The 15,117-nt window shown below is 64.7% G+C and carries 15 protein-coding genes and 1 pseudogene; 4 read left to right on the top strand and 12 right to left on the bottom strand.

Going from position 1 to position 15,117, the window contains the following annotated elements:
• The first annotated feature begins 59 nt into the window (after nucleotides 1-59).
• The 3 genes from LGM89_RS27690 to LGM89_RS27680 all read left to right on the top strand — a co-directional run bounded on the left by LGM89_RS27690 (nucleotide 60) and on the right by LGM89_RS27680 (nucleotide 4,114).
• Nucleotides 60-1,832 (top strand): ABC transporter permease, encoded by a 1,773-nt coding sequence (locus LGM89_RS27690; protein ID WP_175239325.1) that lies wholly within the window; start codon nucleotides 60-62, stop codon nucleotides 1,830-1,832.
• Nucleotides 1,825-2,892 (top strand): ABC transporter ATP-binding protein, encoded by a 1,068-nt coding sequence (locus LGM89_RS27685; RefSeq protein ID WP_226274591.1) that lies wholly within the window; start codon nucleotides 1,825-1,827, stop codon nucleotides 2,890-2,892. The genes LGM89_RS27690 and LGM89_RS27685 overlap by 8 nt, the downstream gene beginning before the upstream one ends.
• Nucleotides 2,893-3,022: 130 nt before the next feature.
• Complete coding sequence (locus LGM89_RS27680) at nucleotides 3,023-4,114, top strand: porin (protein WP_226274590.1); 1,092 nt, start codon at nucleotides 3,023-3,025, stop codon at nucleotides 4,112-4,114.
• Between the two features lie 188 nt (nucleotides 4,115-4,302).
• Here the strand turns inward: LGM89_RS27680 and LGM89_RS27675 are convergent, their stop codons facing one another.
• On the bottom strand, nucleotides 4,303-5,268 hold the full coding sequence (locus LGM89_RS27675; RefSeq protein WP_226274589.1) for a quinone oxidoreductase family protein: 966 nt from the start codon (nucleotides 5,266-5,268) through the stop codon (nucleotides 4,303-4,305).
• Nucleotides 5,269-5,314: 46 nt separating this feature from the next.
• Complete coding sequence (locus LGM89_RS27670) at nucleotides 5,315-5,566, bottom strand: hypothetical protein (protein ID WP_226274588.1); 252 nt, start codon at nucleotides 5,564-5,566, stop codon at nucleotides 5,315-5,317.
• A gap of 95 nt (nucleotides 5,567-5,661) precedes the next feature.
• Here LGM89_RS27670 and LGM89_RS27665 point away from each other — a divergent pair, with 95 nt between their 5' ends.
• Nucleotides 5,662-6,459: an AraC family transcriptional regulator gene (locus LGM89_RS27665; protein ID WP_226274587.1), complete on the top strand. Its 798-nt coding sequence runs from the start codon at nucleotides 5,662-5,664 to the stop codon at nucleotides 6,457-6,459.
• 312 nt (nucleotides 6,460-6,771) lie between these two features.
• Here the strand turns inward: LGM89_RS27665 and LGM89_RS27660 are convergent, their stop codons facing one another.
• From LGM89_RS27660 to LGM89_RS27615, 10 genes and pseudogenes are all read right to left on the bottom strand, one after another.
• Nucleotides 6,772-7,272 (bottom strand): hypothetical protein, encoded by a 501-nt coding sequence (locus LGM89_RS27660; protein ID WP_226274586.1) that lies wholly within the window; start codon nucleotides 7,270-7,272, stop codon nucleotides 6,772-6,774.
• Nucleotides 7,269-8,459: a DUF6402 family protein gene (locus tag LGM89_RS27655; RefSeq protein WP_226274585.1), complete on the bottom strand. Its 1,191-nt coding sequence runs from the start codon at nucleotides 8,457-8,459 to the stop codon at nucleotides 7,269-7,271. Before LGM89_RS27655 ends, LGM89_RS27660 begins: the two co-directional genes overlap by 4 nt.
• A 203-nt stretch (nucleotides 8,460-8,662) precedes the next feature.
• A pseudogene (locus LGM89_RS27650) lies at nucleotides 8,663-9,055 on the bottom strand (DNA-binding protein).
• A 29-nt stretch (nucleotides 9,056-9,084) separates the two neighbouring features.
• Entirely contained in the window at nucleotides 9,085-9,885 is an 801-nt protein-coding gene (gene hpaI / locus LGM89_RS27645) for a 4-hydroxy-2-oxoheptanedioate aldolase (protein ID WP_226274584.1), read from the bottom strand.
• 12 nt (nucleotides 9,886-9,897) lie between these two features.
• On the bottom strand, nucleotides 9,898-10,701 hold the full coding sequence (hpaH, locus tag LGM89_RS27640; protein WP_175238808.1) for a 2-oxo-hept-4-ene-1,7-dioate hydratase: 804 nt from the start codon (nucleotides 10,699-10,701) through the stop codon (nucleotides 9,898-9,900).
• Between the two features lie 20 nt (nucleotides 10,702-10,721).
• The gene (locus tag LGM89_RS27635; protein ID WP_089427640.1) at nucleotides 10,722-11,114 is read right to left on the bottom strand and encodes a 5-carboxymethyl-2-hydroxymuconate Delta-isomerase; all 393 of its coding nucleotides are present in this window, start codon (nucleotides 11,112-11,114) and stop codon (nucleotides 10,722-10,724) included.
• 33 nt (nucleotides 11,115-11,147) lie between these two features.
• On the bottom strand, nucleotides 11,148-11,996 hold the full coding sequence (gene hpaD, locus LGM89_RS27630; RefSeq protein ID WP_226274583.1) for a 3,4-dihydroxyphenylacetate 2,3-dioxygenase: 849 nt from the start codon (nucleotides 11,994-11,996) through the stop codon (nucleotides 11,148-11,150).
• 49 nt (nucleotides 11,997-12,045) lie between these two features.
• Nucleotides 12,046-13,509 (bottom strand): 5-carboxymethyl-2-hydroxymuconate semialdehyde dehydrogenase, encoded by a 1,464-nt coding sequence (gene hpaE / locus LGM89_RS27625; protein WP_059696297.1) that lies wholly within the window; start codon nucleotides 13,507-13,509, stop codon nucleotides 12,046-12,048.
• 22 nt (nucleotides 13,510-13,531) lie between these two features.
• A complete protein-coding gene (locus LGM89_RS27620) occupies nucleotides 13,532-14,296 on the bottom strand; it encodes a fumarylacetoacetate hydrolase family protein (protein WP_089474734.1) in 765 nt (254 codons plus the stop codon).
• Nucleotides 14,293-14,982 (bottom strand): fumarylacetoacetate hydrolase family protein, encoded by a 690-nt coding sequence (locus LGM89_RS27615; protein WP_226203582.1) that lies wholly within the window; start codon nucleotides 14,980-14,982, stop codon nucleotides 14,293-14,295. The genes LGM89_RS27620 and LGM89_RS27615 overlap by 4 nt, the downstream gene beginning before the upstream one ends.
• Nucleotides 14,983-15,117 lie beyond the last annotated feature (135 nt).

The raw sequence follows: 15,117 nt of genomic DNA, 5'->3' as shown, positions 1-15,117 counted from the left end.
CCCCTTCCCCATACCGACTTCCTAGAGGCGGCCATCCGGATGGCCGCAGGGGCGAACTCATGCTTTCAACCAGCACACGCGGATCGGTGCCTGCCGTTCCGCCCGCCACCGGCCCGCGCGACGCGATTCCCGCGCTGCCGGTCAGCAGCCTGCAGCCGCTCGCCGGCATGCTGCGCTGGATCGTCGTCGCGGTACTGACCATCGCGGTCGCGCTGCCGCTCGGCTTCATCCTGTTCCAGAGCCTGCTGTCCGCACCGTTCTTCGATGCGAACAAGACGCTCGGCATCGACGGCTTCCGTTTCGTCTTCAGCGATCCCGATTTCTGGTCGGCCGTGAAGAACTCGTTCATCATCGCCGGCGGGATGCTGTTCATCTCGATCCCGCTCGGCGGCATCCTCGCGTTCCTGATGGTGCGCACCGACTTGCCCGGCCGCCGCTGGCTCGAACCGCTGCTGCTCACGCCGGTGTTCGTGTCGCCGATGGTGCTCGCGTTCGGCTACGTGGTCGCGGCCGGCCCGGTCGGCTTCTACTCGGTGTGGTTCAAGGCACTGTTCGGGGTGCAAAGCGTGCCCTGGAACGTGTACTCCGTCTTCGCGATCACTATGATCGTCGGCCTCACGCACGTGCCGCACGTGTACCTGTACTCGTCGGCCGCGCTGCGCAACCTCGGCTCGGACGTCGAGGAAGCCGCGCGCGTGACGGGCGCCCGCCCGTTCCGCGTCGCGCTCGACGTGAGCCTGCCGATGACGATGCCCGCGCTGCTGTTCGCCGGCGTGCTGGTGTTCTTCCTCGGCTTCGAGGTGTTCGGGCTGCCGCTCGTGCTCGGCGATCCGGAAGGCCACCTCGTGCTCGCGACCTACCTGTACAAGCTGACCAACAAGCTCGGCGTGCCGTCGTATCACCTGATGGCCGCGGTCGCGGTGTGCATCGTCGCGATCACGTTTCCGCTCGTGCTGCTGCAGCGCCGCCTGCTGAAGACCGCGAACCGCTTCGTCACCGTGAAGGGCAAGGCCGGCCGCGCGACCGTGCTGCCGCTCGGCGTATGGCGCTGGGTCGCGCTCGCGATCGTCGCGCTGTGGCTGATGCTGACCGTGATCGTGCCGATCTCGGGCATCGTGCTGCGCGCGTTCGTGACCAACTGGGGCGAAGGCGTCGCGCTCGCCGAGGTGCTCACGCTGTCGAACTTCATCGAACTGTTCGAGCAGGACAACCTGGTGCGCGCGATCGTCAATACGCTCGGCATCGGCGTGATCGGCGGCGCGCTCGCGATCGGCTTCTACTCGCTGGTCGCGTTCGCCGGCCACCGCCGCCCCGACTGGGCCACCAAGCTGCTCGATTACCTGGTGCTGCTGCCGCGCGCGGTGCCCGGCCTGCTCGCCGGTCTCGCGTTCCTGTGGATCTTCCTGTTCGTCCCGGGCCTGCGCGAGCTGAAGAACTCGATGTGGAGCATCTGGATCGCGTACACGGTCGTGTGGCTCGCGTACGGGATGCGGCTCATCCAGAGCGCGCTGCTGCAGGTCGGCCCCGAGCTCGAGGAAGCCGGCCGCAGCGTCGGCGCGACGCGCAGCCGCGTGTCGCTCGACGTGACGCTGCCGCTCGTGCGTTTCGGCCTGCTCGCCGCGTGGCTCCTGATCTTCATGATCTTCGAGCGCGAATACTCGACGGCCGTCTACCTGCTGTCGCCCGGCACCGAAGTGATCGGCGCGCTGCTCGTGTCGCTGTGGGCGACCGGCGCCGTCGACCAGGTCGCCGCGCTTTCTGTCATCAACATTGCGATGGTCGGCGCCGGTCTCGGCGTGGCCCTGCGTTTCGGAGTGAAACTTCATGGATAAGCTCATCGTCGACGACCTGCACCTCAGCTACGGCACCAATCCGATCCTCAAGGGCGTGTCGTTCGAACTGAAGGCCGGCGAAGTCGTGTGCCTGCTCGGCGCGTCGGGCAGCGGCAAGACCACGCTGCTGCGCGCGGTGGCCGGCCTCGAACAGCCGTCCGACGGCCGCATCCAGCTCGACGACCGCGTGTTCTTCGACGGCGCGCAGCGCGTCGACCTACCCGTCGAGCAGCGCTCGCTCGGCCTCGTGTTCCAGTCGTACGCGCTGTGGCCGCACCGTACCGTCGCCGACAACGTCGGCTACGGGCTGAAGCTGCGCCGCGTCGCACCGGCCGAACAGAAGCGCCGCGTGCAGAGCGCGCTCGACCAGCTCGGCCTCGGCCATCTCGCGGAACGCTTTCCGCATCAGCTGTCGGGTGGCCAGCAGCAGCGCGTCGCGATTGCGCGCGCGCTCGTCTACAACCCGCCGGTGATCCTGCTCGACGAACCGCTGTCGAACCTCGACGCGAAGCTGCGCGAGGAAGCGCGCGCCTGGCTGCGCGAGCTGATCGTGTCGCTCGGGCTGTCGGCCCTGTGCGTGACGCACGACCAGACCGAAGCGATGGCGATGTCCGACCGCATCCTGCTGCTGCGCAACGGCCGCATCGAGCAGGAAGGCACGCCGGCCGAGCTGTACGGCGCGCCGCGCTCGCTGTATACGGCCGAGTTCATGGGCAGCAACAACCGGATCGATGCGCGCGTCGCGGCCATTGACGGCGAACGCGTGACGCTCGTCGGCGACGGCTGGGAACTGCAGGCGCTCGCCCGCGACACCTTCGCGCCGGGCCAGGACGCGCAGGCCGTGATCCGCCTCGAACGCGTGCAGGTCGCCGACGGCCCGGGTGCGAACCGGCTGCAGGCCGACCTCGTCACGTCGATGTATCTCGGCGACCGCTGGGAATACCTGTTCCATTGCGGCGAGATGCGCCTGCGCGCATTCGGTCACGTGCCGCGCGCAGCGGGCAAGCACTGGATCGAATTCCCGGCCAACGACTGCTGGGCGTTCGCGAAAGCGGGCTGACCCCGTCGCGGCGGCCCACGCGCCGCCGCGCATGCATTCGCGCACACATCCCTTCGCGCCCCGCATCGGCGCGACGCGTACCCGTTTTCTGTTTCAACCCGCCCACAAAAACCAAGGAGACACCGTCAAAATGAAGTCACGCGTAGAACGTTCGATTCGAACAGTAGTCCTCACCGGTTCGGCCGCGGCAGCCTGTATCGCCGTGCCGGCCGCGCACGCGCAGTCGTCGGTCACGATCTACGGGATCATGGACGCCGGCATCGAGTTCGCCAACCACGCGGCGCCGGAAGGCGGCAATTCCGTCAAGCTCAAGTCGGGCAACAAGAACACGTCGCGCTGGGGCTTGCGCGGCGTCGAGGATCTCGGCGGCGGGCTGAAGGCGGTGTTCCGGCTGGAAAGCGGGATCGACCTCGCGAACGGCGCGTCCGACGACGGCCCCGACTCGATCTTCGCGCGCCGCGCGACGGTCGGCCTGAAAAGCAAATGGGGCGAACTGACGCTCGGCCGCAACTTCACCGTCACGTACGACTACATGATGCCGTTCGACCCGATGGGTTATTCGCAGAACTATTCATGGGCATCGTCGTCGATGGCGACCGGCGGCCGCAAGGACGGCATGTTCACGCGCTCGTCGAATGCGGTGCGCTACGACGGTGAATTCAGCGGCTTCAAGTTCGGCGCGTTGTACGGCTTCGGCAACGTGCCGGGCAGCATGAAGACCAGCTCGAAATACGACTTCGCGGCCGGCTACGAAACAGGCCCGTTCGCCGCGGTGGTCACGTTCGACCGGCAGAACGGCGCCGCCGATAGCGTGACGCCGGCCGATGCGGTCAACTATATCCAGGGCATCCACGCCGGCCTGAGCTACGACTTCGGCAACCTGAAGACGATGGCCGGCTATCGCAATTACAAGCGCACGTATCGCACGAGCGCCGCGAACCAGTTGAGCGACATGTACTGGGTCGGCGGCTCGTACCAGTTCACGCCGACGTTCTCGCTGATCGGCGCCGTGTATCACCAGAACATTAAAGGCGGCACGGATGCCGATCCGACGCTCGTGTCGATGCGCGCGCAATACGCACTGTCGAAGCGCACGGTGCTGTACGCAGCCGGCGCATTCGCGATCGGGAAGCATGGGCAGAAGGTCGGTGTATCGCGCGATGTCAACGGGTACGGCACCACGCAGGTCGGGGTGACGGCCGGGATTCAGCAGCGGTTCTGAGTCTGATGCGGCGGGTGGCGGCGCGCGCGTTGCGTCGCTGCGCCGCGTTGCCCGTTCGCTCGCGACGGGCCACCGTTCCCTTGGTTGTTGCACGAAGCGTGATCGCCGGACCTATCGGTATCGTAAGGAGATCACGTGCGAAAACGGTGCCCGCCGTGCGTTCGGCCACGCGGTGCACCGCCTCTTCTTCATCTGCCCTCGCCCATCGTGAACACCAATCGCACGAGGCTGCTCGCATCGCCCCAATGCACGCCGACGTCCGCCAGCGGCACTACCTGCGTCTCGATTGCCAGCCCCGCCGGCCCGGCCGCGTCGAACACGCCGCGCACCGACGCCAGCAGGCGCGGCAGCGACACACTGCCGAGGCCGCTGCCCATCAGCTCGATCGCGGTCGCCCGCAACACCGCGCCCGGCAGCAGCACATCCGCGCCGCCGATCGAGCCGATCTGCACGAAGCGCAGCCGGCGGCCTTCGGGCGTTGCCTTCGCCGCAGCAACCAGCAGCGTCTGCGCGCTGGCACCCCACAAATAGTCGAGCACAACGTCTACGCCTGCACGGAAGTGTGGCTCGAGCGCGCGCGCCAAATGCGCGTCGTCCTGCTGCAGCGACACGACGGCATCCGCACCCGCACCGAGCAATGCCTGCAACGCGGCCGCGTTGCGGCCGGTCGCGACCACCTTCGCGGCGCCGAGATGCTTCGCGATCCGCACCGCCAGCCGCCCCGACGTACCCGTCGCGCCGTTGACGAGCACCGTCTCGCCCGCGACGAGCCGGGCGCGCTCGGTCAGCGCGGCCCACGACGACATCCCGGGAATCGCGATCGCCGCGGCCGTGATGTCGTCGAGCGAGTCGGGCAACGGCACGCACCGCGTATCGGGCACGATCGTGCGCTCGGCCATCGCGCCGAACGGTGCGGGCGCGCCGAAGAAATAGACGCGTTGCCCGTCGTCGAGGCGGCCCACGCCGTCGACGCCGACGACGAACGGATAACGCCCGTCCGACGAGTAATGCGTGCCGGACGCCCGCCCCTGCGCGATCCGGCTCAGCGCGGACGCCGTCACGTCGATCAGGCAATGGCCCGGCATCGCGCGCGGCGCGTCGAATTCCATATGGACGGGACGCTCGCCGGCGCCCGTCACGACTGCTGCTTTCATGGTGACTCCTTGAATCGGGATACTCGATCGACAGTTCCGGCGCGTGTCAATGCGCTTCGAGCCACGCGCGCAGCGCGGGCTCGCGTACGTCCAGCACGTCGAACAGGCCAAGTGTGCGCAACGCGGGCAACGCGTCGATCGTGTCGGCTTCCGCGCGCGCCCGGTCGGCAGGCGCGGCGTTCGGGTCGGTCAGCACTCGCGCGTTGACCAGGAACGCGCCGACGGTGCCCTTGCGGATCGTCGTTCCGTCGGCCTCGATCCGGTCGGCATGGTCGGGAAGCATCTGTTCGGCTCGCATCGTGTCGTACTCCGGTTGTCATCGATGGGCCCAGTGTAGGCGTGCGAATCCGGCCGATCTCCGGTATAACGGCCATTCGATACCGCTATCCGGCCATGTCCGATCCACTCCTGCCCGCCCGATTCGTCACGTCCGACGACGGCCCGTTCGTCGTCGCGGCTGTCCTGTCGCAACGCGATCCTCGCGTGACGCCACCCCACTCGCACGCGCGCGGCCAGCTCGTCGGCGCGCTGAGCGGGCTGCTGACGATCGGTCTCGACGATCAGGACTGGGTCGTGCCGGCGATCCATGCAATCTGGATTCCGCCGCATTGCCGGCATTCGCTGCGCTCGTTCGGACCGATTTCCGGCTGGTCGGCGTTCGTTGCCGAAGCACGCTGCGCGGCGCTGCCGGATACGCCGCGCGCGATCCGCACGACGCCGCTGCTGCGCGAGGCCGTGCAGCGGGCGGCGAGTTGGGAGGGTTCGGCGCTGGATGCCGCTCGGACGCGGATCGCCGACGTGATCCTCGATGAAATCGCGTCATCGGAAATCGAGGCGCTGGGGCTGGTGCGGCCGCAAGATCCGCGGCTGATGAAGATCACCGATGCGCTTGCCGCCGATCTAGCGGACAACCGGCGGCTGGAGGAATGGGCCGAATGGGCCGGCATCAGCGCGAGGACGATGAGCCGCCGCTTCGTCGCGGAGACGGGGCTGACGTTCGCGCAGTGGCGTCAGCAGGCCAGGCTGCTGCGGGCGCTTGAGCGCATTGCCGACGGCGTGCCGGTGACGACGATCGCGCTCGATCTCGGGTACGACAACGTGAGCGCGTTCATCGACATGTTCCGGCGCGCGTTGGGGACGACGCCGGGGAGGTATATGGAGGTTGGGCCGCCGACTCCAAGCGCTGCATAGCGAGTAATTCGCGTATCGCATCGAACCAACTCATCGCACAACAGCTATCCAATGGATTTCCCGATAGGCTTTGAGCACCTTGCAAGTCTGAGCCATGCCCGGGCGGTGCAGATTATCGAGATAATAACTGCATTGGGCATCCCCCGATTCATCAAACATGATGTCCGCTCGAGTTGCCCCGCGAGCAAATCGGAACGATTGCGCAGCAAACGTACTTATCGAGAATGTGTCTGCTTTAGCGTCTAATCACACACGAAAATCACGAATCGCTTTCACGGGCCCGGGACCGCTTCTTTGCCAGATTACCGACAGCTACGGCAACATCGCCGTGAATCGATCAAAATGTGTAGGCGGGAGTTTAATCTCTCCACCACTATCAACGGCAGTATCGAATATCAAGGATTCCTTAGTCCACACCAAGCGGACGGCATCCGGATACTCGTAAGTCCGCTCGGCAAGCAATCGCATGTCGGATGTCCGATAGAGTCGCAAAAGAATCCGATCTCTTCCCAGGTACGCATATTGCGCCGTGTAACGGCCCCCATCGTTCCTCGATCGCTCGGTATCAAAATGTGTTGCATGAGCACGTATGCGCGCATCCTGATAGTAAGAACCGGCCCAGCACAGAAAAGTGACAAATGCCAGAGCAAAACCTAGCGTCTTCATTCGTGCTTTCATTCGCGTGAAACGCCCCTCTTTATGCGACACCCCATACAAAACAACCGTCAGAATACATGCAATTAATACAATCACCACAATTTCCGCGAGCACAAGAATTCCCGCCCCTTGCATAGCAGTGGCCAAGCCATTCATTCAAAATACACCGTTATTGGTTTAGCCAGCATGATTGGCTTATAGTCGGAAAAAATTATGAAATCTCCCCCTCGGCGGTACTTAGCTTGCCACTCTCTGAACGAGCGATTTCGAACCGGATAGTATGTTTTCCCGGGTTCATAGAGGTTCGCGGCCGTGCCGCCTGCCACTATGGGAAAATCAAACCAGGGCTGATCCGCAAGATTCGCCGCCGCGTAAATCGGCACGATTATCACGCCGCCTTTTCCCCAATGGCCTAGATACTGTGACCGCGAATCCTCAGGCCCTTCAAAGGAATAACCATCTCTCACGTATACGACGATATGCGTAACCGTCGCGCTATTATTTTCAGCATCGAAAGTAGCGCGTGCCACTGCCGCATAAAAATTGAACGCCCCCAATGCACCAGTAAGATCGTCGGGAACGCCACCTTCCGGAAACCGTCGAACAGCCTGCAATGCTTTCTGTTCAAATGAACTCTCCACCGCCGCTCGCTGGAACTGGAATTTCTTGTGTAGTTTTCGGATATCGTTTCCGCTTATTTCCCACGGTGATACGCCCCCGATACTGCTATATCGAACAAGAATATCCTTAAGTATTTCGTATGCGAGCGGACTATATATGGCGGCATTTATGAGATAATCATATTGCTTTTTTGCACGCACATGCCTAAGAACCCAATCTAGTTTAATGGTGGTTCGATCGACCATCGACTCAGGGTAGAGCTCGCCATTCTGGTTGATCTCGTTCTGCTGATCCTTTGGTGTGATCGAATAGTTAAGCTCTCCAGAAAACCATCGCTCCATCAGCTTCGCCGAAACCGGCATATGCTCCTTGCGCATAGCGTCTGGGATTTGCTGAATATCGAAAGGCGGCACTTCCCTTTCCTTCTCCGCCGGTTTCGGTCGCTTGGGCGGATCAGGCGCATCCAACCATTGCTTGAAGCGTGAAAATGCACCCGCAATTCTTTCGATGTCGTCCACCATCTTATCGAACGAATCCCGCTTGTCGGCCCGTGCGATGGGCATAGATGGCTTTACTGGTGACGCCTTCACTGGGGGAGCCATTGCCATTGATAAACCGACATCGCACACCGGGATGCCTGCATCGTCCCCCTCACATCGCTTCCACGTCCAAACTAGCTTGTTGATCTTGAAGTATGGAATCCTATTGTTATAGCGCGTCATGCTTTCACTCGGATTGTAGAGTCGTCGACCTTACAATGCCGCACGAAACCCAACAATGCCGCGCACCACCACTCATCAACAGTGCCCCATCGAGCGAGTCACAGCAAACTTACAGAAGCACTTGTCGCGCTTGCCTGTCACGGGCCAGATAGTCGAACTAAATCCTTCCCGACCATTGTCGACAACTGCAAACGGCGAACTTGTCATTCGTAGACCATCCGCAACGCCTGAGCCCACCTTGCGTCGGCACTCGCCTGACCGCGCTCTGCCTTGTGATGCCTCAAATCGGAAAAGCGTATGCGCCGATGCTTGACTATGGCAACGCATCCGGTTCAAGCAGCGTGACCGGGTGGGGACGAGAAGCATTGAGAAATTTTGCCGCTTCCTGGGTCGTCAATTCCGCATGAATGGGTACACCTTGACCGCGTTTCGGTCGGCCAACTCCGCGAGGATGTTCACCAAAAGACCCAAAGCAGGCGTCGGAAGCTCAACCGGATGCTCGCGATTCTGCCGTCGAAGATCTGAATGGGCTGCAAATCGGTTCCCGTTGCGAGATAAACCGTCGGCATGCGCGGCCTTTCGTCAGTCGCCTGCATCCCGCGCTCGACGGGCAAGCCCACTTGGCTCAATACGTCCCATCCCCCTTCTTCACGGCCCCCTCCCCCTTGAACAGCGCAGCCAACCGCTCCGCGCCCCTTGCCAGCAGTGTCGTATCCACCCCGACCGCGACGAACAACGCCCCCGCTTCCAGATAGCGCCGCGCAGCCGCCTCATCGGCGCTCAAAATCCCCGGCGCCTTGCCGGCCGCCTTGATCGTCCGGATCGCGCCGTCAATTGCCGCCTGCACATCCGGATGCCCCGGATTGCCGAGATGCCCGAGATCAGCAGCGAGATCCGCCGGCCCGATGAACACGCCGTCCACACCTTCGACCCGCGCAATCGCATCGATCGCGTCGAGTCCCGCCCGCGTCTCGACCTGCACGAGCACGGCCATCTCGTCGTTCGCGCGATGCAGGTAGTCACCGACGCGATTCCACCGCGACGCACGCGCCAGCGCGCTGCCGACACCTCGAATGCCATGCGGCGGATAACGCGTCGCCGCCACCGCCGCGCGCGCCTCGTCGGCGCTCTGCACCATCGGCACGAGCAACGTTTGCGCGCCGAGGTCGAGCACCTGCTTGACGATCACCGGATCGTTCCACGGTACGCGCACGACCGGATGCGATGGATACGGCGCGATCGCCTGCAATTGCGCGAGGATCGTCGGCACCGTGTTCGGCGCATGCTCGCCGTCGATCAGCAGCCAGTCGAAACCGGCGCCCGCAACCACTTCGGCGCTGTACGGATTCGCGAGCCCGAGCCACAGCCCGATCTGCGCGTCGCCGCTTGCCAGCGCCGTCTTGAAGACATTCGAAGGAATCTGCATCGCTCGCTCACCTCACTCGAAGTAGCACTGGATCGTCCCGAGCGGACCGTAGTCGACGCTGAACGTATCGCCCGGCCGCGCCGCGCACGGCCGCGTGAACGAGCCGCCGAGCACGATCTGCCCCGGCTCCAGCGCGACATCGAAGCGCGCCAGCCGGTTCGCGAGCCACGCAACGCCGTTCGCCGGATGGTTCAGCACGCCAGCCGCAACGCCCGTCTCCTCGACCACGCCGTTGCGCGACATGATCGCCGCGACCCAGCGCAGGTCGACGTCCTGCGGTTTCACCGGCCGCCCGCCGATCACGACGCCCGCGTTCGCCGCGTTGTCGGCGATCGTGTCGAACACCTTGCGCGGCCGCTTCGTGTTGGGGTCGATCGACTGGCTGCGCGCATCGATGATCTCGAGCGCCGGCACCACATAGTCGACCGCGTCGTACACGTCGAAGATCGTGCAGTCCGGGCCGGTGAGCCGCTTGCCGAGCACGAACGCGAGCTCAACCTCGACGCGCGGCACGATGAAGCGGCCGGTGGGAATCGTGCCGCCGTCGGCGAAGAACATGTCGTCGAGCAGCGCGCCGTAGTCGGGCTCGTCGATCTGCGACGTGTTCTGCATCGCCTTCGACGTCAGGCCGATCTTGTGGCCCTTCAGCGTGCGGCCTTCCGCGAGCTTGAGGGCGACCCACGTGCGCTGGATCGCGTACGCGTCGTCGATCGTGATGTCGGGATGGTCGAGCGAGATCTGGCGGATCTGCTTGCGCTCGCGCTCGGCGTCGTGCAGACGCTGCGCGAGCTGGTCGATGATGGCGGGTTCGAGCATGGTCGGATCGGGAATGGGGTTCAGCCGGCCCGCTTGTAGCGGGCATGGATGTTGTTGTGCTTGTACGAGCCGCTTTCGCTGAACTCGGTCAGTTCCATCGACAGCGCGAGGTAGCGTTTTGCGTACAACTCCGCGAAATGCGCGTTGATCGCGTCGAACAGGGCGTCGCACGCGGCCTTTTTCTGCTCGTCGGTACGGCCCGAGCCGATCTTGAGCGTCACGTGGACGAACGCATCGTCCTCCGTGCCGTCGGCCACGCAATAGTCCTGCAGCTCGATCGCGCGCGAGCGGATGCCGCCCGTCGGGAACACGCCACCCTGTGCGATCAGCGTGGCGTTGATCGTGCGCAGCAGCGCGGGAATGCGCGCGTCGTCGCGAATGTTCGCGGTGTATTCGACGACGATATGGGGCATGGCGGGTCTCCTGTCGAAGGCGTGGCACAGCGCTCAGGCGAGCGGAAAGATCGCATTGATCTGCCCGGTGCCCGAACTCACGAAATAGTCGGTGACGATCTCGACGGGCTTGTCGTAGCGATCCCAGCCGAGCAAGCCGAGCAGCATCGCGGTGTCGTGCATCCCGCCTTCGCCGTGGCAATGCGTGTTGTACTCGGGCAGCATCGCGCAGAAGGTCTTGAAGTCCCCCTGCTTCCACAGCTCGACCACGCGCAGGTCGACCTGCCGGAAGAATTCGCGGCTGATCTCGTGGATCGATTCCTCGGGACTGCCGTTGTCGTTGAATCGGTGCGACAGCGACCCGCTCGCGAGGAACGCGACGTTCGAGTCGCTCTTCTCGATCGCTTCGAGCAGCGCCTCGCCGAAGCGGCGGCTTTCGTCGAGCTGATGCCACATGCACCAGCCGGCGATCGACACGACCTTGAAGTGCTGGTCGGCGTTCATGTAGCGCATCGGCACCAGCGTGCCGTATTCGAGTTCGAGGCTGTCGATCTCGTGCGCGCGGGTCGCGATCCCGCGCTCGGTGGCCGTCTCGGCGATCAGCCGGCCGAGCGCCGGGTTGCCTGGATACGCGTACTGCATGTCGCGGATGAAGTGCGGCAGCTCGTTGCTCGTGTACGTGCCCGAGAACTGCGCATTGCAGTTCACGTGATAGCCGGCGTTGACGAGCCAGTGCACGTCCGACACGACGATCGTGTCGACGCCGAGCGCGCGACAGCGCTCGCCGATCAGTTGATGGCCGCGGATCGCCGCTTCGCGGCAGCCGTGATGCCTGCCGGGCAGTTCCGACAGGTACATCGACGGCACGTGCGTGATTTTCGCGGCGAGGGACAGTTTGCCCATCGTTCAAGTCTCCGTATGGTTCTTTCGTGCTGCCGACGACCGTCGCCCGTCACACGCCCCAGCGCGGAATGTGGTGCGAACCCATCGAGATGCACACGTTCTTGATCTCCGCGAACACCTCGAAACTGTATTCGCCGCCCTCGCGTCCGGTGCCCGACTCCTTCACGCCGCCGAACGGCTGGCGCAGGTCGCGCACGTTCTGGCTGTTCACGAACACCATCCCGGCCTCGATGCCGCGTGCGAGGCGATGCACCTTGCCGACATCCTGCGTCCAGATGTACGAGGCAAGCCCGTACGACGTGTCGTTCGCGAGCCGCAGCCCTTCTTCCTCGTCCTCGAACGGGATCAGGCACGCGACCGGCCCGAAGATCTCTTCCTGCGCGACGCGCATCCGGTTGTCGACGTCGGCCAGCACGGTCGGCCGCACGAAGTTGCCGTTGCGCAGATGGTCAGGCAGGCCCGCCGGCTTGTCCGCGCCGCCCGCGACCACGCGCGCGCCTTCCTGCTCGCCGATGCGGATATAGCCCGTCACCTTCTCCCAGTGCTGGCGTGTGATCATCGCGCCGAGATTCGTGGCGGGATCGGACGGATCGCCGACCACCAGGTTGTTCGCGCGGCGCGCGAATTCCTGCACGAAGCGGTCGTAGATCGTGCGCTGCACGAAAATCCGCGAGCCGGCCGTGCAGCGTTCGCCGTTGATCGAGAAAATCGTGAACAGCGACGCGTCGAGCGCGCGATCGAAATCGGCATCGTCGAAGATCAGCACCGGCGACTTGCCGCCGAGTTCCATCGAATACTTCTTGAGACCGGCCCGCTCCATGATCCGCTTGCCGGTGACCGTGCCGCCGGTAAACGACACCGCACGCACGTCCGGATGGCGCACGAGTGCATCGCCGGCCGTCGCGCCATAACCCTGCACGACGTTGAGCACGCCGGGCGGAATGCCGGCTTCGAGCGCGAGGCGGCCGAGCTGGTCGGCCGTCAGCGGCGACAGTTCCGACATCTTCAGCACGGCCGTGTTGCCGAGCGCGAGACACGGCGCCGTCTTCCACGTCGCGGTCATGAACGGCACGTTCCACGGCGACACCAGCGCACACACGCCGACCGGCTGGTACAGCGTGTAGTTCAGCATCTGGTCGTCGACCGGATAAGTGCGGCCGTTCATCTGCACGCACACTTCCGCGAAGAAGTTGAAGTTCTCGGACGCGCGCGGAATCAGCTGCTTGCTCGTCTGCGCGATCGGCAGGCCGGTGTCCTGCGTCTCCAGCGCCGCGAGCATCGGCACGTTCTTCTCGATCAGCTCGCCGAGCTTGCGCATCAGCTTCGCGCGCTCCTTGGCGGGCGTGTTCGCCCATTTCGGGAACGCTTCCTTGGCGGCGCGCACGGCCGCGTCGACTTCGGCCTCGCCGCCCGATGCGACGTCGGTGATGACCTCACCTGTCGCGGGATTCAGCGTCGTGAACGTCTCGCGGCTCTCGACTTCGCGGCCGTCGATCCAGTGCTTGATGGTCATGCTCTCTCCTTGGGCGACGGGCTCAGCCGGCGCGATAGTAGTCTGCTTCGCCGACGATCGTGTTCACGAGCCGGCCAATCCCTTCGATCTCGGTCACGACCTCGTCGCCCGGCTTCGTGTCCGCCAGCCCCTCGGGCGTGCCGGTCAGGATCAGGTCGCCCGGCGAGAGCGTCATGAAGCCGCTGATGTGCTCGATCAGCGCGGGCACGTCGAAAATCATGTCGCGCGTGCTGCCGCGCTGCGTCTCCTGGCCGTTCACCGTCGTGCGCAGCGTCAGGTCGCCCGCATCGCCGATCTCGTCGCGGCTGACGAACCACGGGCCGAGCGGCGTGCAGGTGTCGCGGTTCTTCACGCGCAGGTTCGGGCGGTAGTAGTTCTCGAGATAGTCGCGGATCGCGTAGTCGTTCGCGACCGTATAGCCGGCCACGTAGTCGAGCGCCTGCGCGCGGCTCACGTTGCGCGCGGGCCGGCCGATCACGACGGCCAGTTCGCACTCGTAATGCATGTGGGTGGCATCCGCCGGGCGCACGGTGCGCGACCGGTGGCCGATGAACGTGTTCGGCCCCTTCAGGAAGATCAGCGGCTCGCTCGGCGCCTTGAACGCGAGTTCCTTCGCGTGGTCGGCGTAGTTGAGGCCGAGCGCGAACGTCGTGCGCGGTGCGACGGGCGGCAGCCATTCGACCGCCTCTTCCGCGACGACGCGCCCCGTATCGAGGCGGATCGCACCGTCGCCGGCCGGTTCGGCCGCATGCAGTGCGCCGTTGTAGATCACGCGCGCCGTCTTCATCGTGCTTCCTCCGCGATCAGCGTGTGCCGCAACGTGCCGATGCCGGCGGCCGAAATCTCGATCGTGCTGCCCGCGCGGGCGCGCGGTGCGCCGCCGGCAACGCCGAGCAGCAGGACATCGCCCGCGTCGAAGGACATGAACGCCGTCACGTCGGCGATCAGCTCACGCACGGGCCGAATCAGCGTGGCCGTCGAGGCAGACACGGCCACCTCGCCATCGATCCGCACGGTCAGGCCGATCGCGTCGACCTCGCCCAGCGCAGACGCCGGCACGATGGCCGGGCCCAGCGGGCAGAAACCATCGCGGCACTTGAAGCGCACGGCCGGACGGTAGTAATCCGGGTGCGGCACCGACACATCGCTTGCGAGCGTGAAGCCGTGCACATAGTCGAGCGCGCGTTCGGCCGGCACGCGCGTCGCGCGGCGAGCAAACACGACGGCCACCGACGCACCGATCTCCAGCGCGTCGACGCCGGCCGGCACGACGACGGCCGCGCCGTCGCTCGCATGCGTGTTGGCGGGCTTGATGTACAGGATCGGCGCCTGCGGCGGGCGGCCGTAAGGCGGTGCGTTCACGGCATCGCCAAGCGCGTCGAGCGCCGCGCGCTCGTTGAGCAGCGCACCGTAGACGGTACCGATGGCGACCGGCAACGGCGGCGCCGCGGCGGTCGTGCAAGACAGCTCCATGCGTCATTCCCCTGCCGCGCGTCGCGGCGCATCGTCAATAGTTAATATCTTAAGTAAACAATCGAACGCTGGCAACCTCGATTACCCTGATACGCGAAATTCACTACCCGCGGCTGTTAAGATTGATGCGTCCCC

It is taken from the genome of Burkholderia sp. AU31624 (genome assembly GCF_020420065.1).
GTDB lineage: Bacteria > Pseudomonadota > Gammaproteobacteria > Burkholderiales > Burkholderiaceae > Burkholderia.
This window is presented reverse-complemented; position numbering and strand designations above follow the sequence as displayed.